This window comes from Vibrio sp. TAP-3B (assembly GCF_057784735.1).
Genome location: NZ_CM173495.1, coordinates 1 through 24,767, shown reverse-complemented (window position 1 = coordinate 24,767; position 24,767 = coordinate 1). Strand labels below are relative to the sequence as shown.

The following is a 24,767-nucleotide window of genomic DNA, read 5'->3' as shown; positions in this document are numbered from 1 at the left end:
CTTTTATCTCGAATAAAATCTCAAAAATGAGGTAACGCCTAGGCGTAAAATTTACCTCTATTTCTCATGCTCTCCATACAGATTCTGCTTACTAGCCCTGCTAATATCTTAGCCATAACACTTACTTATAACGTTAGCGAGATGAATCAACGTGGTTACCCATATAGAAGTCTGTATCGATAATATTGAATCTCTGCACTACGCCATTGCTGGTGGCGCAACTCGGATTGAGCTTTGCTCCTCGCTTGCTTTAGGCGGCTTAACTCCGAGTTATGGCTTTATGCAGCAAGCCGCCAAGCTTTCCACCGTTCCTATTTATGCCATGATTCGTCCGCGTCAAGGCGACTTCTTATATCGCGAAGAAGAAATAGACATGATGCGTTGGGACATTGAAGCCGCTCACCAAGCAGGCTTAGACGGCGTGGTTCTTGGTGTACTCTCCCAAGAAGGTGATATTCATATACCATTTTCAAAAGCACTGTGCGAATTTGCACAGGAATTAGGACTAGGGGTGACGTTCCATCGTGCCTTTGACCAATGTCGAAACGCTCAATCAGCATTAGAAGAGATCATCAGTTTGGGCTGCGAACGCATTCTCACTTCAGGACTCGCCCCTTCGGCACCACAAGGTATTGATGAACTGCAAGCGTTAGTCAACCAAGCTCAAGGTCGTATCGCTATCATGGCGGGGGCTGGCGTTAATGCAAGTAACGTTCGTGCGTTAGTAGACACTACTCAAGTTCCAGAAATCCATTTGTCAGGGAAAACGACTCGACCGAGCAAAATGACCTTTATCGCCAGTCAAAGTAAGATGGGTGCGACTGATGTCGATGATTTTTTAATCCCCATCACAAGTACACAAGCCATTGCCGACGTCGTCACCGCTCTCAAATAGACCACCGTAACCTCACGCACACTGTTTTGAGAGCTAACATATTATTTATCAAGGAGTGAGGAAAGGTTCATGTCGAAGTTAAAGAAAAAGGAATATGAGAAAGAACTCAAAAAACTGCAAATTGAGTTAGTTAAGCTTCAAGAGTGGGTCAAACACAAAAAATTAAAAGTAGTGGTTCTATTCGAAGGTCGCGACGCCGCTGGCAAAGGCGGAGTGATAAAGCGCATTACTGAAAAGCTCAACCCGCGTGTTTGTCGCGTCGTAGCACTGCCAGCACCGACGGAAAAAGAAAAAACGCAGTGGTACTTTCAGCGCTACGTGGCGCACTTGCCATCTGCAGGTGAAATCGTCTTGTTTGATCGCAGCTGGTACAACCGCGCAGGAGTCGAAAAAGTCATGGATTTTTGCACACCTGATGAATACGAAGAGTTTCTGAAAACGTGTCCTGAGTTCGAGAGTATGCTGCAACGCTCTGGCATTATTCTGATCAAATACTGGTTTTCTGTCTCCGACGAAGAACAAGAAAAACGCTTTCTAGACCGAATTAATACTCCTATTAAACGTTGGAAGTTCAGCCCTATGGATTTAGAATCGCGTCACCGCTGGGTAGAGTATTCCGAGGCGAAAGATAAGATGTTCGCCTACACCGACACAAAGAGTTGTCCTTGGTGGGTCGTCCCTTCAGATTCGAAGAAGAAAGCTAGCTTGAATTGCATCAGTCATCTACTCAACCAAATTGATTACCAAGCGCTTGAGTACCCGCCCATTGAGTTACCGAAGCTGAGTAAAAAAGGCTACGTAAGGGTGCCTGTCGACGATCAGACTTTTGTTCCAGATAAATATTAGCTCTTGGTTTTAAAAACAAAAAAGACCAGCATCAAACTGGTCTTTTGCTTGGCTTCAACTTCGTTTATTTTAACACGTCATCAATGCTTTGATCGCCGAGGTGTCTGACATCCTTACCTTTGACAAAATAGATGATGTATTCACAAATGTTTTGGCAACGATCACCCACTCGCTCTATTGCGCGCGCCGACCACATGACTTGAAGAATATTTGGAATATTCTTAGGATCTTCCATCATGTAAGTCATCAACTGACGAATCACCGCTTCATACTCTGCATCTAATTTGTCGTCTAGCTTGTGTACCTTGGCCGCAGCTTCAACATCCATACGTGCAAATGCATCTAAAACTTGATGTAGCATCTGAATCGCCTGATGGCAAAGCGGTTCAAGTGATACTTGGAACTGACGCTCTTTGGATGACTGGCTTTCGATTGCAACGTACGCAATACGGGTCGCAACATCACCGATGCGCTCAAGATCAGTAATGGTTTTGATGATGGCCATGATCAGGCGTAAATCTTTTGCTGTAGGCTGACGCTTAGCGATAATGCGGGTACAAGCATCGTCTATCGATACTTCCATCGCATTAACTTTGTGATCCTCACGCACAACCTTACGCGCTAACTCGACATCTTCTTTATGCAAGGCCTGAATAGCATACGATAGCTGCTGCTCCACCAAGCCGCCCATGGTTAATACATGGGTCCGAATCGATTCTAGCTCTACGTTAAATTGTCCTGAAATGTGACGTCCAAAGTGCATGGTTTTCCTTATTCCGTGTTTGGTCGCGGCTTAACCGTAACGACCCGTAATGTAATCTTCAGTTTTTTTCTTCATTGGCGAGGTGAAGATCGAATCTGCATCCGAGTATTCAATCAGCTTCCCCATATGAATAAATGCTGTGTGATCACTGACCCTTGCGGCTTGTTGCATGTTATGGGTAACGATCACCACAGTATATTGAGTCTTAAGCTCATTGATAAGTTCTTCAATCGTTAAAGTTGATATTGGATCCAATGCTGATGTCGGCTCATCCAATAACAGAACTTCTGGCTCAATCGCCACTGCACGCGCGATCACCAAGCGTTGTTGCTGACCGCCCGATAAACCAAACGCATTCTCGTGTAAGCGATCTTTGACTTCATCCCACAATGCAGCCGAGCGCAAAGAACGCTCTACGGCGTCATCTAAACTTCGGCTGTTTTTCACACCTTGTAAGCGTAAGCCATACACTACGTTCTCATAAATTGACTTAGGAAATGGGTTTGGCCGCTGGAATACCATCCCGACTCTTCGTCTTAATGTCGCCACATCAACATTCGAGTTATAAACATTCTTACCATGCAAGCGTACTTTTCCGGACACCCGACACCCTTCGACTAAATCATTCATACGGTTAATACAGCGCAATAACGTCGATTTACCACACCCTGATGGACCGATAAATGCAGTGACTCGCCCTTTGGGGATACGCATTGAAATATCGTGCAATGCCTGCGTCTGAGCGTAGAACAGATTAAGATTCTCTATCGAGATTGCCGTTTGTTCATCGGTTAGATTATGGACATCCAATGGTGGTTCATAAGCTAATGTATTATCAAAATTAAACATACTTAATCTTGTCCTAACGTTCTGTATTTTTCGCGTAAGTTATTACGAATACTGATTGCTGTTAAGTTTAGCCCGACAATGACCGTCACGAGTAAAAAAGAAGTGGCGTACACCAGTGGACGAGCCGCTTCAATATTCGAGGTTTGAAACCCAACATCGTAAATATGAAAACCTAAGTGCATGAATTTTCTATCCAAATGCACGTAAGGAAACTGACCATCGACTGGTAAGCTTGAGGCTAGCTTCACGACCCCCACCAGCATCAATGGCGCCACTTCTCCCGCGGCGCGGGCAATCGCAAGAATTAACCCCGTGATAATGGCTGGTGTTGCCATCGGTAAAATCACACGCCACAGTGTTTCAAATTGGGTCGCGCCAAGCGCTAAAGAGCCATGACGTACCGAGCTTGGAATACGTGTTAAACCTTCTTCGGTGGTGACAATCACCACCGGAAGCGTCAACACCGCGAGCGTTAATGCAGACCACAGCAAGCCCGGAGTGCCAAATGTTGGCGCGGGCAGCTTCTCTGCATAAAACACATTGTCAATCGAGCCGCCAATCGTATAGACAAAAAAGCCCAAACCAAACACGCCATAAACGATCGACGGAACGCCCGCCAAGTTAATCACCGCAATACGGATCACTCTGGTTAGGGTGTTATTCTTCGCATATTCGTGTAAATAAATAGCGGCGATCACGCCAAGCGGCATCACAATGATCGACATGATCAGAACTAGGAATACCGTACCAAATATCGCGGGAAAAACCCCGCCTTCCGAATTGGACTCTCTTGGGTCTTCCGAAAGAAACTTCCAGACTTGTTTCCCCCAATGCATGACCTTATCCAGTAAGGACATTTGGTTTGGGTACCAATAGTCCAAAATGTCTTCGAGTGGGATAGATACCTGAGAGCCGGTCATATCTTCCACGATTAACGCATAACCCGATAACTGCAATCTTAAGCCATCAAGTTGTAAATCCAGCGTCGCGAGCGCTTGTTCTACCTGCTCTTTTTGCGTCAAATTTTGCGCTAAAAAATCTTCGGTCAGGGTACCATTCAACTCGTGCTTACGTTTTTCTAACCGCAATTGCTCTAGCTTCCAGCCAAGTCCTTTGAGCTTATCGACGACCAGCGAATCAATTTCATGGCGCAGCGTTTCTGCATCATCAAGTTTCTTGTTTAAAACCGCTTGAATATCGCTTGTGTATAGCTTGTCTCCATCCTGAAACGCCACCAGCTGACCGAAAAAATAACCACCGCTACTTCGCTCTATCACCGCCCATTCTTTGGGCATCGTTGGCTCGTCCAGTTGCATTTGCAGGACAGAGATAAAATCCGCTGGGTATAATTCTCGGTTTGCGATTTTGATATTCAGCCGCGTGGCGAAATCTTCATCGTCCTCTAGCTGTTGGGCGGCACTTTTAGGTAAGTAACCCTTAGGGACAAAACTGCGTTCATACACTTGACCAATCAAGATGGTATTTTCATGCAACACCTCGTCTTGCACTGGCGTCAGGGCAGCAACATTCCATTGATAGAGTGGCGTGGGCCAAAAATAGGTCAGGCCTTTCCAACCAATCAGTAATAACAGGCCTAACACGGAGAGTAAGCTGATACTCACAGTGCCTCCCGTTAACCATATCCAAGGGGCGCCAGAACGAATCCAATTTAACACGTTATTACTCGCTCTTTGTTCAAACCATTATTACAACGCACGGTATTTATCTCTTAACCTCTGGCGAACCCACTCAGCCAATGCGTTGACGGCAAAAGTAAACACAAACAAGATTAGCGCCGCTAGGAACAATAATCGATAATGTGAACTTCCGACTTCCGACTCAGGCAATTCCACCGCGATGGTCGCAGACAAACTGCGCAATCCTTCTAAAATGTTCCAGTCCATTAGTGGGGTATTGCCCGTGGCCATTAACACAATCATGGTTTCACCGACAGCGCGACCTAACCCCATCATGATAGCCGAAAAGATCCCTGGACTTGCGGTGAGTAATACCACGTAAATCAACGTTTGCCACGGAGTTGCTCCAAGCGCTAAAGAGCCATCAGAGAGATGCTTCGGCACTGAAAAAATCGCATCTTCTGCAATGGTAAAAATCGTCGGGATCACAGCAAACCCCATGGCCAAACCAACGACTAATGCATTACGCTGATCATAACCAATCCCCTGCTCTGTTAGGAACAAGCGCATGTCACCGCCAAAGAATGTTTGTTCAATGGTGGGCGAAACCCACACTCCAATACCAGTGAGCAACAATATAACTGGCATCAACACTAACGCATGCCAACCATTTGGCAGGCGGTTGCGTAAAGGTTGAGGAATTAAGGCCCAGAGGCCTCCCACCGAGATGGTGCCCAGCGGTAAAGCAAATAACATCACAAAAATAGTGATCAGGTGATCTTCGACAATAGGAGCAAACCATAGCCCCGCAAGAAAACCAATTATCACGGTCGGCAATGCTTCCATCAATTCAATCGACGGTTTAACGATGCGCCGCATTCGTTGCGACATAAAGTATGCCGTGTAAATGGCACCAAATACGGCAAGTGGTACAGAGAACAACATGGCAAACATCGCCGCTTTAATGGTGCCGAAGGCAATTGGAATGAGGCTAAACTTAGCTTCAAAGTCGTCACTTGCAGAAGTGGATTGCCAAACAAACTCAGGCTCTGGGTAACCCTCGTACCACACCTCTTGCCATAAAGAAGACAATGAGATTTCTGGGTAAGCGTTATCAACAAGTGCCACATTTAATTCGTTATTTTGCCAAGTAATTAAGTAGCGTTCATTATTCGACATTGCCGCCATTGCAGGCGCTTGGTTATATGCTCGCTCAAACAGCACAAGCTTTTCACTGGTGGTATAATGGCTTTGTAGCGTGCCATTAGTATAGAAACTGTAAAATCCTTTGCGGTGAGAATCAGGTAATAAATACTTCAGCTCAGACGCCAACTTAAAGTCACGAATCTGGGTTAACGTACGTTTCTCATTTTGCAACGTATCAAACCATTGCGACACACTGCCATCATTGTGTGTTACCAAGAGCGAGTAAGCGCCAGCTAATAAGTCTATCGTTCGAACGGAATGCTTTTTATCGCCTTGAGTGAGGTCGATCACTTCACGCACAGCAAACTTGCGTGCGGCTTTCTTCAACACGATCAACTCAGAGCCATCGCGTAAATACAGTGTTTGTCCGTCTGGTGTGAGTAACATTTGCTGTGGAGCATCAAAACCGGATGAAAACGTAAAGTTCACCGTTGTCGGTGGATGATCCAAAGATGAGGACTCTTGCCAGCGCGCTTTGATTTCACCACGTTGCGTTTGCCAAACAATGGTAGGAAAGGGGCTTGAAGCAGCGAACACAAAATCAATTACTGGGTCATGGGGATGGCTTAAAACCAAGTCCATTGAGCTGTTGAGCTCAATAACCTCAGGTGGGCGCGTATTCTCTCTTAACCTAGCGTTAAACTCAGGCTTGAAAAGATGTGCTTTCCCTTTGAAGTCAACAAATCCATACCAACTCGCCCCTGGTACGGGCTGAGAAAAAGCCATCGGCTCTTTCACAATTTCTTGTGCATATATCGCCGGTTTAGCCGGATCATCCATCGAAAAGTATTGAATTTCGCCACTTTGGGTTAGCACAAAGGCGAGTTGAGCGTAATCGTCAACCGAGATAGCCAGCGGCTCTCCCACCTGAGTAGTTCGAACCTTATGATTCGTTTCAATCTCTGCATCAGAAAAGAGAGGTATGATCACGATGGCGAGATAAACGAAGATCAAAATAAGCGCAGCCAAAACGCCCACTCCACCGGATGTCACTGCAAGTCGAAATACACGATCTTTAATTAATCGCTTCTTATCTTTTTCCTGCAATGAAAATTCGGCTTGTGCCATTTATCTCTCTACCTTTGTTACTTAGTATTAGAATATGTCGTTAAGGTGACAATTATATTACAGATCACATTAAACACCTGAAAAGAATACAACTCCTATGTCGTTTGTTGTATGAAATTAATCTGTAATGAAAATCTCATAATGTTCTCACTCATCGATTTTCCCTCCATGATGAGTACGTATTACTTCACTTTTGGCTAGGTAGGTTATGAGCGCAGAAAAACTATATATCGAAAAAGAACTTAGTTGGTTGTCTTTCAATGAACGAGTATTACAAGAAGCCGCTGACAAAACCGTCCCTTTAATTGAACGTATTCGTTTTCTCGGGATCTTTTCCAACAATTTAGATGAGTTCTACAAAGTTCGCTTTGCTGACGTGAAGCGCCGGATATTAATCAGCCAAGAACATGGCGGAAGCGATAGTTCCAAACGTTTGTTAACCAAGATGCAGTCGAAAGCGTTGAGACTGAACGAACGATTTGACGAACTTTACAGTGACTTGATTCGAGAAATGGCACGGCGGCGCATTTTCTTAGTTAACGAGCAGCAACTGGATGAATCGCAACAAAAGTGGATCACCAAATACTTCCGTAAAAAAGTCATGCCTCACATTACGCCACTTCTGATGAAAGATGAAATTGACGTTCTTCAGTTTCTTAAAGATGAATATGCTTACATCGCGGTTGAATTACGTAAAAAAGACCATTATCAGTATGCTCTCATCGAAATCCCGACCGATCACTTGCCACGCTTTGTCATGGTACCAGAACCAAAAGGTAAGCGTCGCAAAACCATTATCTTACTTGATAATATTATCCGTCACTGTTTGGATGAGTTGTTTAAAGGCTTTTTCGATTACGATGAATTGGCTGGTTATGCCATGAAAATGACCCGTGATGCTGAGTACGACCTACGTAACGAGATAGAATACAGCTTGTTAGAGCAAATGTCAGTAGGCGTCAATCAGCGGCTCACCGCTAAACCCGTTCGCTTTGTATACGAACGCGATATGCCACCTCAAATGTTGGAATTTCTCTGCAATAAACTCAATATTTCAAACTACGATAACCTCATTCCTGGTGGCCGTTACCACAACTTTAAAGATTTTATTGCGTTCCCTAATGTTGGACGAGATTATCTTGAAAATAAACCGCTTCCTCCGATGCAGTGCGCCGACTTTGAAGGGTACGCCAACAGCTTTGATGCGATTAAGGCCAAAGATATTCTGCTGTATTATCCCTACCACACCTTTGACCATATCAGTGAACTGGTTCGTCAGGCCTCCTTTGACCCTAAAGTCTTGGGTATCAAAATCAATATTTATCGCGTAGCAAAAGACTCTCGTTTAATGCATTCACTGATTGATGCGGTTCACAACGGAAAAAAGGTGACGGTGGTGGTTGAGCTGCAAGCTCGATTTGATGAAGAAGCAAACATTGAATGGTCAAAACTGCTCACTGATGCTGGGGTACATGTGGTATTTGGAGCACCGGGGCTGAAAATTCATTCTAAATTATTGATGATAAGCCGACGGGAAGACGGAGAGATCATTCGTTATGCCCATATTGGCACCGGTAACTTTCATGAAAAAACCGCGCGGATCTACACCGACTTTACGCTATTAACTGCCGTTCAAGAGATCACGAATGAAGTGCGTAACGTGTTTGATTACATTGAAAACCCATATCGCCCAGTGAAGTTTCATCATCTTATTGTGTCACCACGAAACTCTCGCACTCAACTTTATCGCCTTATTGATGGAGAGATAGCCAATGCTAAGCTTGGTAAAAAAGCCAGCCTAACGCTCAAAGTAAATAACTTGGTCGATAAAGGCATTGTCAACAAGCTTTATGGGGCGAGTAACGCTGGTGTGAAGATAAAGATGATCATTCGCGGCATGTGTTCACTGGTGCCGGGTATTGAAGGAATAAGCGACAACATCCGTATTATCAGCATTGTGGATCGTTTTTTAGAGCATCCGCGCGTTGTGATCACGCATAATGACGGTGATCCACAAGTTTATATTTCATCCGCCGATTGGATGACACGAAATATCGATCATCGTATAGAAGTCGCCGCTCCAATTCGTGATCCACGTTTGAAACAGAGAATTATTGATATAATCAATATCCATTTTATCGATACAGTAAAGGCTCGTTTCGTCGATAAAGAAATGAGCAACACCTATGTTCCGAGAGGTAATCGTAAGAAAGTTCGTTCACAAGTCGCTATCTACGACTATCTTAAAAATATAGAAAAACAAACTAGAAAACAAAAGTCAGATGTCTCAAATGCTTGAACAAGATACACGCCATATTGCCGCAATAGACCTCGGCTCTAACAGTTTTCATATGGTCGTCGCCAAAGTAGTAGGTAGTGATTTACAACTGATAAGCCGCCACAAACAACGCGTGCGCTTGGCCTCAGGCCTTGATAGTGAATTAAACCTAAGTCATGCCGCGATGGAACGCGCGCTAGAGTGCTTAGCGATGTTCGCCGAGCGTTTACAAGGCTTTGACGAGTCAAACGTTCGTATCGCCGCCACACATACATTAAGACGCGCCAATAATGCACATTTGTTTATAGAACGGGCCAAAGAAGTCATGCCCTTTCCCATTGAAATCATCTCTGGAGAAGAAGAGGCCCGCCTTATTTATCTAGGCGTGGCGCATACTCAAGTAGAGTCAAACTCCAAGCTGGTGGTGGACATCGGCGGCGGCAGCACTGAGATGATCATTGGTCAAGAGTTTGAGCCTGAACTTCTCAATAGCAAGCAGATGGGCTGTGTGAGTTTTACGGAGCAGTTCTTTAAAAACGGTAAACTTTCTGTCAAAAACTTTAATAAAGCGATGTTAGCCACGGAGCAAAAATTAGAGTCTATCGCGAGTAAGTACCGTAAAAAAGGTTGGGACATCGCACTCGGTTCATCAGGAACTATCAAAGCCATCCAAGAGGTACTAATCGGATTAGGTTTTGAAGATGGTCTGATCACCACCAAACGACTGAATATTCTGATTGAAGCCCTGTGCAATTTTGACTCAATTGAAGACATTCAACTCATCGGACTTACTGAAGAACGTAAACCTGTTTTTGCTGCTGGTGTGGCTATTTTGGCTGCTATTTTCAAAGCGCTGTGCATCGAGCAGATGTTCTTCTCTGACGGGGCTCTTCGTGAAGGGTTGCTGTATGAAATGGAAGAGCGCTTTGCTCGCTCCGATATCCGTATGCGTACCACTGAAAACTTAGCCGAGAAACACCGCGTCGATTTAGAGCATGCTGCTCGTGTTAAAGGGCACGCGCGCGAGATGCTATGTCAGGTTCGCTCAGCACTTGGCATTAAGAAAAAAAGTGAGTTATTTGACCTATTAGAATGGGCAGCATTGCTTCATGAAGTAGGTCTGAGTATCAACTTGCGTAGCTTCCACCGTCATTCTTTTTATATTCTTTTGCATTCTACGCTGCAAGGGTTTAACCGCGAGCAGCAATTAGTACTGGCAACGTTAGCTCGCTTCCAACGTAAAGCACTTAAGCTTCAAGAGTTAGCAAACTTTAACCTATATAAACAGGATGACGTGATAGGCCTCATCAAAATATTGCGACTTTCGATCTTACTCAATGGACAACGTAATGACGATCCGCTACCGGACATCACGTTGGCAATCAAAGACGATAAGTGGATACTCACATGTACAGATAGCGCGTGGCTAGAAAATAATAAATTACTGCATGCCGATTTACAGGAAGAGCAAGAGCGGTGGGAAAGCGCGAAGTGGACACTCACATTTTGATAATCTCTACACGCATTCTAAAACAAAAAGTCGACTTATAAGCCGACTTTTTTTAACTCTTTTGCTGCAAAATCAGCCGTAATTGACACATAACCGTCTTTCTCAACCAAGGCTTGACCCTGAGCAGAGAAGATAAAGCGAATAAACTCAGCCTCAATGGGCGTTAATGGGTAGTTAGGGTGTTTATTTACATATACATAGAGGTAACGTGACAGTGGGTACTTACCACTAATAATATTTTCACGAGTTGACGTCACATAATCAGTGCCCACTTTCGCCACAGGGATCAACCGGACGCCCGCCACTCGATAACCAACACCTGAATACCCGACTCCACTAATGGTTGAAGCCACGGCTTGCACAACCGACGCCGAGCCTGGCTGCTCATTAACGCGAGTTTTGAAATCGCCGCCACACAAAGCATTATTTTTGAAGTAACCGTAAGTACCGGAAACCGAATTACGACCAAACAACTGTACATTGCGCTTCGCCCATTGGGGCTGCAGCCCTAACTGCTGCCAATTGGTAATAAACTGACTTTCTCCACAGCGTAACGTGGCAGAAAACAGCGCATCTAACTGACTGAAATTAATGCCTTTGATGGGGTTGTCTTGATGAACAAAAATGCCAATAGCATCAATCGCTACGCGCAGTGCCGTTGGTTTATAACCATGTTGACGCTCAAACGCTTCGATTTCTCTTAAACGCATAGGACGGCTCATGGGGCCAAACTGAGCGGTTTGCTCGGTTAATGCGGGAGGAGCCGTCGAGGAGCCAGAAGCCTGAACCTGAGCATTAATATTTGGATAAATAGATTTAAACTCTTCAACCCATAAGGTTGTCATGCCGGCGAGCGTATCAGAGCCTACCGACAATAAGTTTCCGACAATACCTGTCGTTTTGTGATAATTCGGTAGCGGCTTCCCCTCAGCAGCAGTAACACTTGACCACACAAGTGCAATCAAACCTAACGCTTTACTTGCTTGGAATATCATTATTTAACCACCAAACGGCTTGGTAATACGAAAGAGAACTTACTTCCTACCCCAACTTCGCTGTGAATGTCCAAATGAGAATCATGGTGAGTCAACGCGTGTTTCACAATCGCCAGTCCAAGTCCACTGCCACCTGTATCGCGTGACCTTGCTTTATCTACGCGATAAAAACGCTCAGTTAGACGATGGAGGTGTTGTGGCTCAATACCGTCACCACTATCTTCAACTTCTAGACACGCTCCTTGTTCTGTCTGATACCAACGCACGTTAATATTCGCTCCCGGCGGTGTGTATTTGACAGCGTTATAAACGAGATTGGAGATAGCACTCCGTAACTGATCGTCATCCCCTAACACACGTAAACTCGCATCAACATCAAAGTTCAACTTATGATGGTTATCACCACTTAAACTGACCGCTTCTTTTTCTAATACTTCTAACATTGCGGGCACATTCACCACTTCTTCAAGCTCATGCATTGGCGCCGCTTCAATTTTAGATAAGGTTAGTAACTGGTTCACTAAACTGTTCATACGGTTGAGCTGCTCTGTCATCACACTATGAGCTTTACTCCACATAGGACCCACAACCATGTCAGGGTCTTCCGTCATTTCTAAGTACCCTTGCAGAACCGTCATAGGAGTACGTAATTCATGGGAAACGTTAGCGAAGAAGTTACGACGCATGCCTTCCAGTTTTTTTAACTGACTCACATCACGCACCACCATCAAATGCTCACCTTCGGTGTAAGGCACAATACGTAACTCCAACATACGTTCCACATTAAGTGGTGAACGCATTTCTAATGGTTCTGAGAAATCTTGCTTATTGAGGTATTTAATGAAGTCAGGCGTTCGAATAAGATTTGATATTGGCTGACCTGAGTCTTCTGGCCAGTGGAAACCCAATAAATACTGAGCCAGCTTGTTGCACCAAACTATATTCCCTTCAGCACGAAAAACCACCACCGCATCAGGCAGAGACTCTGCACCATTTCTAAATCGGCGAATTAAATTAGTCAGCTCTTTACGTTTACGACGCTGACGCTGCTGTAAGCGATACAGACCATTAAACAAAGACTCCCAGTTGCCGCTACCTGAGGGCGGTGTAAGGCGCTTTTCATCCCACAACCAAGAGGACAGACGCACTTGGTTATGTAAATGCCACGCAAGCTGTAATGCCGTGGCAGCTAAAAGCAACCACGGCATATAACCAAATATCCACCCTACTATTACCCAAGGGGTGTAAAAAAAAGCCAGCTCCCAAACCAGCTTTTTCCAAGTTAATCTTTCAACCACTCATAACTCCAGAAATGGTATAGATAAGCTGCGTAAAGTGTTATGCCCTTGCTGAGAAGCGGTATCCAGCACCGCGAACGGTTTGGATCAACTTATCATGGCCTGCGGCTTCCAATGCTTTACGCAGTCGACGAATATGAACATCAACGGTACGGTCTTCAACGTACACGTTTGTACCCCATACGTTATTTAATAGCTGCTCTCGGCTATACACGCGTTCTTGATGCGTCATGAAAAAGTGCAGCATTTTGAATTCTGTCGGCCCCATATCTAATGGCTCATCATTAACCGTAACACGGTGTGATACTGGGTCCAGTTTTAAGCCCTTCACATCAATCACGTCTTCCAGTGCGGTAGGCGTTACGCGGCGAATCACTGCTTTTAAGCGAGCAACGAGCTCTTTCGGAGAGAAAGGCTTAGTAATGTAATCATCCGCACCAACCTCTAAACCACGCACTTTATCTTCTTCTTCACCACGAGCGGTCAGCATCACAACCGGAATGTTGCGCGTCAATTCTTCACGTTTCATATGCTTGATGAAGTTAATACCACTACCGCCAGGTAACATCCAATCCAGTAACACTAAATCAGGGAAGGGTTCAGTCAGTTTGGTTACTGCAGTATCATAATCTGCCGCTTCTACCGCTTGGTAACCTTTCTGTTCAAGTACGAAGCAGAGCATTTCACGAATCGGATCTTCGTCTTCAACAACCAGAATCCTTCTAGACATAATTGAGCAACCTTATGTTCGTTGAGCTAATGAATTTAAGAGACAAAGCGCCCCTCTATGCATCAGCATTATCACTATCAATTATGACACTTTTGTGACCTTTGAAAACAAATTTTCATATAACTTTCTTTTGAACTTCATTCGGATATTTTTCATTTCTATTAAGACATCAGCACAAAAATTCCCTATGATTAGTTCCTTGTCATCAAGCCTAGAGAAGATTTATGTGGTTTAAAAACTGTCTGGTATACCGCGTTAACCGCGAGGTTACTTTTAACGCCGAACAACTAGAAACTCAGTTGGCTGAGTTCCGATTCACCCCGTGTGGCAGCCAAGATAAACAAAAGTTTGGCTGGGTCAGTGCAATGGGTAGACATGGCGACATAATGACTCACGTATCAGAAAACCGCATTCTGATTTGTGCCAAGAAAGAAGAAAAAATGCTGCCAGCATCCGTGATCAAAGAGTCTTTGAATGCAAAAGTGGAAGCAATGGAAGAACAAGAAGGTCGTCCTCTTAAGAAAAAAGAGAAAGATAACCTCAAAGATGACATCGTGATGGATTTGCTCCCCCGCGCTTTCAGTCGCAGTAGCCATACGCACGTATTGATCATGCCAAAAGAAGGTTTCATTCTTGTTGACGCAAGCAGCTACAAAAAAGCAGAAGACGTATTAGCACTACTTCGTAAAACCATGGGTAGCTTGCCTGTTGTTCCTGCCATTCCAGAAGTAGCGATTGAAACGACGCTAACCGAGTGGGTGAAAACGGGCGACACACCTCAAGGCATCACCATGATGGACGAAGCTGAGCTAAAATCCGTGCTTGAAGAAGGTGGCGTGATTCGCTGTAAAAAGCAAGAGTTGACCACAGATGAAATCCGCAACCACATCGCGGCAGATAAAGTCGTGACGAAGCTTGCACTGAATTGGCAAGATCGTATCGAGTTCATCATGACCGAAGATGCGGGTATTAAGCGTCTAAAATTCTCTGATGAATTAAAAGATCAAAACGACGATATCCCACGTGAAGATCAAGCCGCTCGATTTGATGCAGACTTCTCTTTAATGTGTGGTGAGTTCAGTGCTTTCCTACCCAACCTGTATGATGCACTAGGCGGCTTACCGAATCCTAACGCTTAATCTTGTATAAAGGTTAACCATAACGCCCTCACTTTTTCTGAGGGCGTTTTTACATCTAAAGCACAATACTCCTAGTCACAGTTCACATTTTGACGTAAAATTTGCGCCCCATTTCCATAAGGTGGAATTGGCCTGACTTGTGATCAGATAAAAGAGAATTGAGCAATGACAACTGAGAAAGCATTCGTACCAGAGCTACTGTCTCCAGCAGGTAGCCTTAAAAATATGCGTTACGCATTTGCCTACGGCGCAGATGCGGTTTACGCTGGTCAACCTCGCTACAGCCTTCGTGTACGTAACAATGAGTTTAACCACGAAAACCTAAAAATCGGTATCGATGAAGCGCATGCTCTAGGCAAAAAGCTGTATGTGGTATGTAACATCCAACCACACAATTCGAAGCTAAAAACCTTCATCCGCGATCTAAAACCAATAGTAGAAATGGGGCCTGACGCACTGATTATGTCAGATCCAGGTCTAATCATGATGGTTCGTGAAGCTTTCCCAGAAATGCCAATTCACCTTTCTGTACAAGCAAACGCAGTGAACTGGGCGACCGTAAAATTCTGGGCTGCCAATGGTGTGGAGCGTGTGATCGTTTCTCGTGAGCTTTCTCTAGAAGAAATTGAAGAAATCCGTGAGCATTGTCCTGAAACTGAACTGGAAGTGTTCGTTCACGGCGCACTATGCATGGCTTACTCTGGTCGTTGCCTACTTTCTGGTTACATCAACAAACGTGATCCTAACCAAGGCACTTGCACTAACGCATGCCGTTGGGAATACAAAGTGGAAGAAGGCAAAGAAAACGACGCTGGTGATATCGTTGAGAAATTTGACCCGTCTGAAGCTCAACCTGTCGAAGTACAAGACGAACGCCCTGAAACCACAATTGGTCGTGGTAAACCAACGGATGAAGTTGTTCTACTTTCTGAAGCGCACCGTCCAGAAGAAAAAATGGCAGCGTACGAAGATGAGCATGGCACTTACATCATGAACTCGAAAGATTTACGTGCGATTCAACATGTTGAACGTCTAACGAAGATGGGTGTTCACTCATTAAAAATAGAAGGTCGTACAAAATCGTTCTATTACTGTGCTCGTACCGCTCAAGTTTACCGTAAAGCAATCGACGACGCAGTGGCAGGCCGCCCGTTTGATGAAAGCCTAATGAGCACATTAGAGAGCTTGGCTCATCGTGGCTACACCGAGGGCTTCTTACGTCGCCATACGCATGACACGTATCAAAACTACGATTACGGCTATTCTGTATCAGATGCACAGCAGTTCGTTGGTGAGTTCACTGGTAAACGCCGTGGTGACATGGCAGAAGTAGAAGTGAAGAACAAATTCTTGGTAGGTGACAGTCTTGAGTTGATGACACCTAAAGGTAACGTTGTGTTCACTCTGGAAGCAATGGAAAACCGCAAGTCTGAGCCAGTTGAAGATGCAAAAGGTAACGGTCACTTTGTCTTCATCCCAGTTCCAGAAGATATGAACTTAGAATACGGCTTGTTAATGCGTAACCTTAATGTTGGTCAGGACACCCGTAATCCGACTGGTAAGTAATCATGGCTTTGCTCATTACTGACAAATGCATTAACTGCGACATGTGCGACCCCGAATGCCCCAATGGGGCAATCAGCATGGGAGAGAACATTTTCGAGATTGACCCAGCTCTATGTACAGAGTGTAAGGGACATTACGAAAAGCCAACCTGTCAATCCGTTTGCCCAATCACAAAATGCATTATCACCGATCCAAACAATGTTGAAACAGAAGAGCAATTACTTGAGAAATTCGTAATTATTCAAGGGTTCGCATAAAAAGAAGAGGTTCAACTTTCAAAGTTGAACCTTTTTTCAACCTGATTTTTCAATAGGGTAGATATTACAGAACAACTCTTTTTCGAAGTGATATTCCAACCTATCCCGCCAGTTTTCAGCCTGAAATACTGGTACCAAATAAAAATTTTCTCGGCACGTATCCGTAACGAAAGCCATACCGTGTTGCATCAGTTCGTAATGCACATCATTAACAAAGCCCGGGTCAAGACGCTGACGTCCTGTCAGGTGGTTCACATCTACCCGAGTCAACAATACCCCTTTAGTTTCACTGCTGAATCTGTGTCTTAACCACTCTGCAAACTCTTTTGCACAAATCATAGTCATGGTTTTATCCTTGATTTACTCTTTCGGCAGGTAAATACAACTACCCTCGTCTGCGTTGTTATTTCTCTTTTTTGACCAACTGACAGCCATATTGTTAAGAAATCAGAGTATTGTGATGAAAGGGCTATTATAACGGTGTCATTGCGACCTATGAATAAATGCAACTCTGTGTATTTTAGATTTCTATAACATGCCACCGAACCAATTAGATTAGTTTTTGTATTAGTATTATTCACTGTAGACAAAAGTATGATGTTTCTCCAGTTTCATAAAAGAGATACTCAAATTCAATTCGCGTTGATAATAGGTTGGCATTGCGGCGGAATTTCTTTTACACGTTTTGGTTTAGAAACTGTTTTCCTAGAAGAAGTCTTAGATTGAGGTATAACTTTAGGTTTCCAGCTCGCCAATTCAAATCCACATCCATCGCCAGAAGGAGGAGGAGCTTGATCAACACAATAACGGCTAGAGTTAGGACAAGATAATCTCACATGAAAATGGTAATGATGCCCCCACCAAGGACGCACTTTACGTAACCATGACCGATTATTCCCCGTTTCCTGCGCACAAAGTTTCTCTTTGATCACGGGGTGAACAAATATCCGTGCAACATCTTCACTTTGTGAGGCGTAGCGAATCAGTTCAAAATGTCGACCTTCCCAGTAGTTATCTAATATCACGTAGCCCTTGAGATCCACTACACTCATAGGTTTAAGAAATCGTAATTTAGTATCTGAGAGCGGCTCATCAGCAAGCCGTAGCCATATATCTATATCCAAACCAGTTTGATGACTTTTGTGACCAGAAGAGAAACGTCCGCCACGAGGTAAAGATAAGTCCCCAATCAGTAGCGTAGTATTTAGCTCTTGATGAGCTTTAAGTGCTAGCTTTTCAAGAAATCTTATCGTATTAGGATGCCCATAGTAGCGTTTCGCTTTATGGCGCAAAACTTGATAACCGACGCCATCAAGAGGGAGAGATAATGCCCCATCTAAACAGCCATTCGCATAACTGCCAATAGAGGAGGATGAGTTTTGGGTAGGGACTGAGACCTGTTCCCAAGGAGTTGCATGGATAGGAGCTGAGAAACATAAACTAAAGATAAAACGAAACTCAGCTTCATAACTCTTAACCTTTAGTAATGCTCACCGTTATCATAATAAGCTTTAGGAGACAGAGCTGAAAAGGTAACCGCTACATCAATATCAGCACCCACGATACCGCGAACTTGTTGTGTAATGATCTTAGCGACTTTATCTTGTGCTTCCTGACCACGGTCAAACCAAAGCACTTCTATAAAAGGGTATGCAGCACTTACCTCACCTTCACTGAAAAACGTAGTGTAGATATACTCAAAAGTAAAATCTTCACGTGGGCAATCCATTAAAGACAAAAGCTCATCCGTGAGTGGTTTTGATAGTGCCTGAACAGTTTGTGGCTCTACAGCACGCAATCTAAAATGTGGCATAAACTTATTCCTAATTATTAGCATTAAAGCATGATGATAACAGGAACTTAACCTGTAATCATCTACGCCACTTAAAGCGGCAACTAGGCTGAATCCAACAACGTTGAATTTAAATACTCAGGAATTTTTCTAGAAAAATTGAGTCTGATATGATTTAAAAATGAGAAAGTTAAAGTAAATTTGATAAATACAAAAAAGCCTCAGCATTTCTGCTGAGGCTTTAAATATGGCAGGGGTGGAGAGATTCGAACTCCCAACACGCGGATTTGGAATCCGCTGCTCTGCCAATTGGAGCTACACCCCTTTAGTACGTATTTAGTGAGACGACTCTCAAATAAATGGCGGAGTGGACGGGACTCGAACCCGCGACCCCCGGCGTGACAGGCCGGTATTCTAACCAACTGAACTACCACTCCGCAGTGGTATCACCCGTTGTAAAAACGAATGTCCATAATTTAAAGCCTGGCGATGTCCTACTCTCACATGGGGAAACCCCACACTACCATCGGCGCTATTTCGTTTCACTTCTGAGTTCGGCATGGAAGTCAGGTGGGGCCAAAACGCTATGGTCGCCAAGCAAATTCTTTTTAACTACCGCCAACGCAGTAATTAATAATCTGGAAAGCTGTTTCAGTTCTTAACACAATCAAGTTTTCTTGTATTGAGTCCATCAAAACCCCTTGGGTGTTGTATGGTTAAGCCTCACGGGCAATTAGTACAGGTTAGCTCAATGCCTCGCAGCACTTACACACCCTGCCTATCAACGTCGTAGTCTACGACAACCCTTTAGGATACTTAAAGTATCAGGGAGAACTCATCTCAAGGCTCGCTTCCCGCTTAGATGCTTTCAGCGGTTATCGATCCCGAACTTAGCTACCGGGCAATGCGTCTGGCGACACAACCCGAACACCAGAGGTTCGTCCACTCCGGTCCTCTCGTACTAGGAGCAGCCCCTTTCAATTCTCCAACGCCCACGGCAGATAGGGACCGAACTGTCTCACGACGTTCTAAACCCAGCTCGCGTACCACTTTAAATGGCGAACAGCCATACCCTTGGGACCGACTTCAGCCCCAGGATGTGATGAGCCGACATCGAGGTGCCAAACACCGCCGTCGATATGAACTCTTGGGCGGTATCAGCCTGTTATCCCCGGAGTACCTTTTATCCGTTGAGCGATGGCCCTTCCATTCAGAACCACCGGATCACTATGACCTGCTTTCGCACCTGCTCGAATTGTCATTCTCGCAGTCAAGCGGGCTTATGCCATTGCACTAACCACACGATGTCCAACCGTGTTTAGCCCACCTTCGTGCTCCTCCGTTACGCTTTGGGAGGAGACCGCCCCAGTCAAACTACCCACCAGGCACTGTCCTCACCCCCGATGAGGGGGCTAAGTTAGAACATCGACACTACAAGGGTGGTATTTCAAGGTTGCCTCCACACATACTGGCGTACGTGCTTCAAAGGCTCCCACCTATCCTACACATGTAGGGTCAATGTTCAGTGCCAAGCTGTAGTAAAGGTTCACGGGGTCTTTCCGTCTAGCCGCGGGTACACTGCATCTTCACAGCGATTTCAATTTCACTGAGTCTCGGGTGGAGACAGCGTGGCCATCATTACGCCATTCGTGCAGGTCGGAACTTACCCGACAAGGAATTTCGCTACCTTAGGACCGTTATAGTTACGGCCGCCGTTTACCGGGGCTTCGATCAAGAGCGTCGACCGAAGTCTAACCCCATCAATTAACCTTCCGGCACCGGGCAGGCGTCACACCGTATACGTCATCTTACGATTTTGCACAGTGCTGTGTTTTTAATAAACAGTTGCAGCCACCTGGTATCTGCGACTCCTAGTAGCTCCATCCGCAAGGGACTTCACCGCCAAGAGCGTACCTTCTCCCGAAGTTACGGTACCATTTTGCCTAGTTCCTTCACCCGAGTTCTCTCAAGCGCCTTGGTATTCTCTACCCGACCACCTGTGTCGGTTTGGGGTACGATTCCATCAAATCTGAAGCTTAGAGGCTTTTCCTGGAAGCATGGCATCAATGACTTCACACCCGTAGGTGCTCGACGTCGTGTCTCAGCCTTAAAAAGAGCCGGATTTACCTAACTCTTTAGCCTACGCACTTGAACCTGGACAACCGTCGCCAGGCCCACCTAGCCTTCTCCGTCCCCCCATCGCAATTTGATTGAGTACGGGAATATTAACCCGTTTCCCATCGACTACGCCTTTCGGCCTCGCCTTAGGGGTCGACTCACCCTGCCCCGATTAACGTTGGACAGGAACCCTTGGTCTTCCGGCGTGGAGGTTTTTCACCCCCATTATCGTTACTCATGTCAGCATTCGCACTTCTGATACGTCCAGCGTGCCTTACGACACACCTTCAACCGCTTACAGAACGCTCCCCTACCCAATACTCAAAGAGTATTGCCGCAGCTTCGGTTTACTACTTAGCCCCGTTACATCTTCCGCGCAGGCCGACTCGACCAGTGAGCTATTACGCTTTCTTTAAATGATGGCTGCTTCTAAGCCAACATCCTGGCTGTCTGAGCCTTCCCACATCGTTTCCCACTTAGTAGTAATTTGGGACCTTAGCTGGCGGTCTGGGTTGTTTCCCTCTCCACGACGGACGTTAGCACCCGCCGTGTGTCTCCCGGATAGTACTTACTGGTATTCGGAGTTTGCAAAGGGTTGGTAAGTCGGGATGACCCCCTAGCCTTAACAGTGCTCTACCCCCAGTAGTATTCGTCCGAGGCGCTACCTAAATAGCTTTCGGGGAGAACCAGCTATCTCCAGGTTTGATTGGCCTTTCACCCCTAGCCACAAGTCATCCGCTAATTTTTCAACATTAGTCGGTTCGGTCCTCCAATTGATGTTACTCAATCTTCAACCTGCCCATGGCTAGATCACCTGGTTTCGGGTCTATATCCAGAGACTAAGTCGCGCAGTTAACACTCGCTTTCGCTACGGCTCCCCTAGATGGTTAACCTTGCCACTGAATATAAGTCGCTGACCCATTATACAAAAGGTACGCAGTCACACCACGAAGGTGCTCCTACTGCTTGTACGTACACGGTTTCAGGTTCTATTTCACTCCCCTCACAGGGGTTCTTTTCGCCTTTCCCTCACGGTACTGGTTCACTATCGGTCAGTCAGTAGTATTTAGCCTTGGAGGATGGTCCCCCCATATTCAGACAGGATATCACGTGTCCCGCCCTACTCGATTTCACTGCATATGCGTCGTCAGTTACGGGGCTATCACCCTGTATCGCCAAGCTTTCCAGCTTGTTCACCTGACGCCTATAAAGCTTAAGGGCTAGTCCAATTTCGCTCGCCGCTACTTTCGGAATCTCGGTTGATTTCTTTTCCTCGGGGTACTTAGATGTTTCAGTTCCCCCGGTTCGCCTCGCTACGCTATGTATTCACGCAGCGATACTTACTTATGTAAGTGGGTTTCCCCATTCGGAAATCCCAGACTCAAGTGGCTTTTACTGCCTAATCTGGGCTTATCGCAAGTTAATACGTCCTTCATCGCCTCTGACTGCCAAGGCATCCACCGTGTACGCTTAGTCACTTAACCATACAACCCGAAGGAGTTTCGAGTTGATGTTCAAATCACCAAAGTTGTCTCTCATTATTTGAATGAGCGAGAGACATTTCGATTTTGCCGGACTCAATTTCGAATAATCACTGCAATAGTGATATTCCCAAGAACACTTGAATGTGTTGTTTTGGTGTTTATCTTAAAGATAAACATTGAGAACTTTATTTGATAACAACGTTGTTGTTATCAGTCAGCTTTCCAAATTGTTAAAGAGCTAGATTTTCTAATGAAAACCATGTTTAAACACACTCATTGAATGCGCTTAAAGATGGTGGAGCTATGCGGGATCGAACCGCAGACCTCCTGCGTGCAAGGCAGGCGCTCTCCCAGCTGAGCTATAGCCCCATCAGGTGTCGATACTGTATGCCAATTTTCTGGGAAGGAAATTGGTGGGTCTGAGTGGACTCGAACCACCGACCTCTCGCTTATCAGGCGAACGCTCTAACCACCTGAGCTACAGACCCAGTATCGTCTCTTAAACTTTATAAACCGTATCAATCTGTGTGAACACTCATCGCAATAATCTTTCGTATAAGGAGGTGATCCAGCGCCAGGTTCCCCTAGCGCTACCTTGTTACGACTTCACCCCAGTCATGAACCACAAAGTGGTAAGCGTCCCCCCGAAGGTTAAACTACCTACTTCTTTTGCAGCCCACTCCCATGGTGTGACGGGCGGTGTGTACAAGGCCCGGGAACGTATTCACCGTGGCATTCTGATCCACGATTACTAGCGATTCCGACTTCATGGAGTCGAGTTGCAGACTCCAATCCGGACTACGACGCACTTTTTGGGATTCGCTCACCATCGCTGGCTCGCCGCCCTCTGTATGCGCCATTGTAGCACGTGTGTAGCCCTACTCGTAAGGGCCATGATGACTTGACGTCGTCCCCACCTTCCTCCGGTTTATCACCGGCAGTCTCCCTGGAGTTCCCGACATTACTCGCTGGCAAACAAGGATAAGGGTTGCGCTCGTTGCGGGACTTAACCCAACATTTCACAACACGAGCTGACGACAGCCATGCAGCACCTGTCTCAGAGCTCCCGAAGGCACACCAGAATTTCTTCCGGCTTCTCTGGATGTCAAGAGTAGGTAAGGTTCTTCGCGTTGCATCGAATTAAACCACATGCTCCACCGCTTGTGCGGGCCCCCGTCAATTCATTTGAGTTTTAATCTTGCGACCGTACTCCCCAGGCGGTCTACTTAACGCGTTAGCTCCGAAAGCCACGGCTCAAGGCCACAACCTCCAAGTAGACATCGTTTACGGCGTGGACTACCAGGGTATCTAATCCTGTTTGCTCCCCACGCTTTCGCATCTGAGTGTCAGTATCTGTCCAGGGGGCCGCCTTCGCCACTGGTATTCCTTCAGATCTCTACGCATTTCACCGCTACACCTGAAATTCTACCCCCCTCTACAGTACTCTAGTCTGCCAGTTTCAAATGCTATTCCGAGGTTGAGCCCCGGGCTTTCACATCTGACTTAACAAACCACCTGCATGCGCTTTACGCCCAGTAATTCCGATTAACGCTCGCACCCTCCGTATTACCGCGGCTGCTGGCACGGAGTTAGCCGGTGCTTCTTCTGTCGCTAACGTCAAAGAATACCGCTATTAACGATATCCCCTTCCTCACGACTGAAAGTACTTTACAACCCGAAGGCCTTCTTCATACACGCGGCATGGCTGCATCAGGCTTGCGCCCATTGTGCAATATTCCCCACTGCTGCCTCCCGTAGGAGTCTGGACCGTGTCTCAGTTCCAGTGTGGCTGATCATCCTCTCAGACCAGCTAGGGATCGTCGCCTTGGTGAGCTCTTACCTCACCAACTAGCTAATCCCACCTAGGCATATCCCGACGCGAGAGGCCCGAAGGTCCCCCTCTTTGGCCCGTAGGCATTATGCGGTATTAGCCATCGTTTCCAATGGTTATCCCCCACATCAGGGCAATTTCCTAGGCATTACTCACCCGTCCGCCGCTCGACGCCCAACAAATCACCCGAAGGCTCAATGTTGTCGTTTCCGCTCGACTTGCATGTGTTAGGCCTGCCGCCAGCGTTCAATCTGAGCCATGATCAAACTCTTCAATTTAAGATTTTGTCGGCTCAACGAATACTGACTTCAAACTACAAACGTAATTTTAAAGCTATTATCGTTCCAACAGAACGATAATGAATTGACTGTGCCAAGATTAAACAAGTTAATCTCGATTGGTCACTCAGTTCATTGAAACCGTATTTGAAGCAAAAGCTTCTAATTCGATTATCATCAACGAGTGCCCACACAGATTGATAGGTCTATATTGTTAAAGAGCTTGC

General features: G+C 45.6%; 15 protein-coding genes, 4 tRNA genes, 3 rRNA genes and 3 pseudogenes. 7 read left to right on the top strand and 18 right to left on the bottom strand.

The window, feature by feature from the left end:
- Window positions 1-151: 151 nt before the first annotated feature.
- Together AC3D28_RS00125 and ppk2 are read left to right on the top strand one after the other, a co-directional pair.
- Window positions 152-895, top strand: a complete 744-nt coding sequence (locus tag AC3D28_RS00125; RefSeq protein ID WP_488535162.1) for a copper homeostasis protein CutC — start codon at window positions 152-154, stop codon at window positions 893-895.
- A 69-nt stretch (window positions 896-964) separates the two neighbouring features.
- The gene (ppk2, locus tag AC3D28_RS00120; protein WP_488535161.1) at window positions 965-1,741 is read left to right on the top strand and encodes a polyphosphate kinase 2; all 777 of its coding nucleotides are present in this window, start codon (window positions 965-967) and stop codon (window positions 1,739-1,741) included.
- A 64-nt stretch (window positions 1,742-1,805) separates the two neighbouring features.
- On the opposite strand, the gene phoU is transcribed toward ppk2, so the two are convergent.
- The 5 genes and pseudogenes from phoU to AC3D28_RS00095 all read right to left on the bottom strand — a co-directional run bounded on the left by phoU (window position 1,806) and on the right by AC3D28_RS00095 (window position 7,264).
- Entirely contained in the window at window positions 1,806-2,504 is a 699-nt protein-coding gene (phoU, locus tag AC3D28_RS00115; protein WP_098416409.1) for a phosphate signaling complex protein PhoU, read from the bottom strand.
- A 30-nt stretch (window positions 2,505-2,534) separates the two neighbouring features.
- Window positions 2,535-3,353, bottom strand: a complete 819-nt coding sequence (gene pstB, locus AC3D28_RS00110) for a phosphate ABC transporter ATP-binding protein PstB (protein WP_098416410.1) — start codon at window positions 3,351-3,353, stop codon at window positions 2,535-2,537.
- Window positions 3,354-3,355: 2 nt separating this feature from the next.
- A pseudogene (gene pstA, locus AC3D28_RS00105) lies at window positions 3,356-4,324 on the bottom strand (phosphate ABC transporter permease PstA); the annotation flags it as partial.
- A 260-nt stretch (window positions 4,325-4,584) separates the two neighbouring features.
- Window positions 4,585-5,029, bottom strand: a pseudogene (locus AC3D28_RS00100) (phosphate ABC transporter permease PstA); the annotation flags it as partial.
- A 30-nt stretch (window positions 5,030-5,059) separates the two neighbouring features.
- The gene (locus tag AC3D28_RS00095; RefSeq protein ID WP_488535160.1) at window positions 5,060-7,264 is read right to left on the bottom strand and encodes an ABC transporter permease subunit; all 2,205 of its coding nucleotides are present in this window, start codon (window positions 7,262-7,264) and stop codon (window positions 5,060-5,062) included.
- Window positions 7,265-7,472: 208 nt separating this feature from the next.
- Here AC3D28_RS00095 and ppk1 point away from each other — a divergent pair, with 208 nt between their 5' ends.
- Window positions 7,473-9,563: a polyphosphate kinase 1 gene (ppk1, locus tag AC3D28_RS00090; protein WP_488535159.1), complete on the top strand. Its 2,091-nt coding sequence runs from the start codon at window positions 7,473-7,475 to the stop codon at window positions 9,561-9,563.
- Window positions 9,547-11,052: an exopolyphosphatase gene (ppx, locus tag AC3D28_RS00085; protein WP_488535158.1), complete on the top strand. Its 1,506-nt coding sequence runs from the start codon at window positions 9,547-9,549 to the stop codon at window positions 11,050-11,052. Before ppk1 ends, ppx begins: the two co-directional genes overlap by 17 nt.
- A gap of 35 nt (window positions 11,053-11,087) precedes the next feature.
- On the opposite strand, the gene AC3D28_RS00080 is transcribed toward ppx, so the two are convergent.
- The 3 genes from AC3D28_RS00080 to phoB are packed head-to-tail and all read right to left on the bottom strand — an operon-like array spanning window position 11,088 to window position 14,075.
- The gene (locus tag AC3D28_RS00080; protein ID WP_488535157.1) at window positions 11,088-12,047 is read right to left on the bottom strand and encodes a PstS family phosphate ABC transporter substrate-binding protein; all 960 of its coding nucleotides are present in this window, start codon (window positions 12,045-12,047) and stop codon (window positions 11,088-11,090) included.
- A complete protein-coding gene (gene phoR / locus AC3D28_RS00075) occupies window positions 12,047-13,345 on the bottom strand; it encodes a phosphate regulon sensor histidine kinase PhoR (RefSeq protein WP_098416416.1) in 1,299 nt (432 codons plus the stop codon). The genes AC3D28_RS00080 and phoR overlap by 1 nt, the downstream gene beginning before the upstream one ends.
- Before the next feature lie 40 nt (window positions 13,346-13,385).
- Entirely contained in the window at window positions 13,386-14,075 is a 690-nt protein-coding gene (gene phoB, locus AC3D28_RS00070; RefSeq protein ID WP_098416417.1) for a phosphate regulon transcriptional regulator PhoB, read from the bottom strand.
- 224 nt (window positions 14,076-14,299) lie between these two features.
- Between phoB and rdgC the strand changes: the two genes are divergently transcribed.
- The 3 genes from rdgC (at window position 14,300) to AC3D28_RS00055 (ending at window position 17,037) form a co-directional block, all read left to right on the top strand.
- Window positions 14,300-15,214 (top strand): recombination-associated protein RdgC, encoded by a 915-nt coding sequence (gene rdgC, locus AC3D28_RS00065; RefSeq protein WP_488535156.1) that lies wholly within the window; start codon window positions 14,300-14,302, stop codon window positions 15,212-15,214.
- Window positions 15,215-15,379: 165 nt separating this feature from the next.
- The gene (gene trhP, locus AC3D28_RS00060; protein ID WP_488535155.1) at window positions 15,380-16,780 is read left to right on the top strand and encodes a prephenate-dependent tRNA uridine(34) hydroxylase TrhP; all 1,401 of its coding nucleotides are present in this window, start codon (window positions 15,380-15,382) and stop codon (window positions 16,778-16,780) included.
- 2 nt (window positions 16,781-16,782) lie between these two features.
- Window positions 16,783-17,037, top strand: a complete 255-nt coding sequence (locus AC3D28_RS00055) for a YfhL family 4Fe-4S dicluster ferredoxin (protein ID WP_488535154.1) — start codon at window positions 16,783-16,785, stop codon at window positions 17,035-17,037.
- 36 nt (window positions 17,038-17,073) lie between these two features.
- Here AC3D28_RS00055 and AC3D28_RS00050 read toward each other — a convergent pair whose 3' ends face one another.
- The 10 genes and pseudogenes from AC3D28_RS00050 to AC3D28_RS00005 form a co-directional block, all read right to left on the bottom strand.
- The gene (locus AC3D28_RS00050) at window positions 17,074-17,382 is read right to left on the bottom strand and encodes a hypothetical protein (RefSeq protein ID WP_488535153.1); all 309 of its coding nucleotides are present in this window, start codon (window positions 17,380-17,382) and stop codon (window positions 17,074-17,076) included.
- A gap of 287 nt (window positions 17,383-17,669) precedes the next feature.
- Window positions 17,670-18,505 (bottom strand): annotated as a pseudogene (mepA, locus tag AC3D28_RS00045) (penicillin-insensitive murein endopeptidase).
- Window positions 18,506-18,517: 12 nt separating this feature from the next.
- Window positions 18,518-18,850, bottom strand: a complete 333-nt coding sequence (locus AC3D28_RS00040) for a DUF1904 domain-containing protein (RefSeq protein WP_488535152.1) — start codon at window positions 18,848-18,850, stop codon at window positions 18,518-18,520.
- 227 nt (window positions 18,851-19,077) lie between these two features.
- A tRNA-Trp gene (locus AC3D28_RS00035) sits at window positions 19,078-19,154 on the bottom strand.
- A 35-nt stretch (window positions 19,155-19,189) separates the two neighbouring features.
- A tRNA-Asp gene (locus AC3D28_RS00030) sits at window positions 19,190-19,266 on the bottom strand.
- Between the two features lie 44 nt (window positions 19,267-19,310).
- A 5S ribosomal RNA gene (rrf, locus tag AC3D28_RS00025) occupies window positions 19,311-19,427 on the bottom strand.
- A 114-nt stretch (window positions 19,428-19,541) separates the two neighbouring features.
- Window positions 19,542-22,431, bottom strand: a 23S ribosomal RNA gene (locus tag AC3D28_RS00020).
- Window positions 22,432-22,724: 293 nt separating this feature from the next.
- Window positions 22,725-22,800: transfer RNA gene (locus AC3D28_RS00015), tRNA-Ala, on the bottom strand.
- Window positions 22,801-22,842: 42 nt separating this feature from the next.
- A tRNA-Ile gene (locus AC3D28_RS00010) sits at window positions 22,843-22,919 on the bottom strand.
- 68 nt (window positions 22,920-22,987) lie between these two features.
- Window positions 22,988-24,540: ribosomal RNA gene (locus tag AC3D28_RS00005) — 16S ribosomal RNA — on the bottom strand.
- Together the 16S, 23S and 5S rRNA genes with 4 tRNA genes alongside form the textbook arrangement of a ribosomal RNA operon.
- Between the last annotated feature and the right edge of the window lie 227 nt (window positions 24,541-24,767).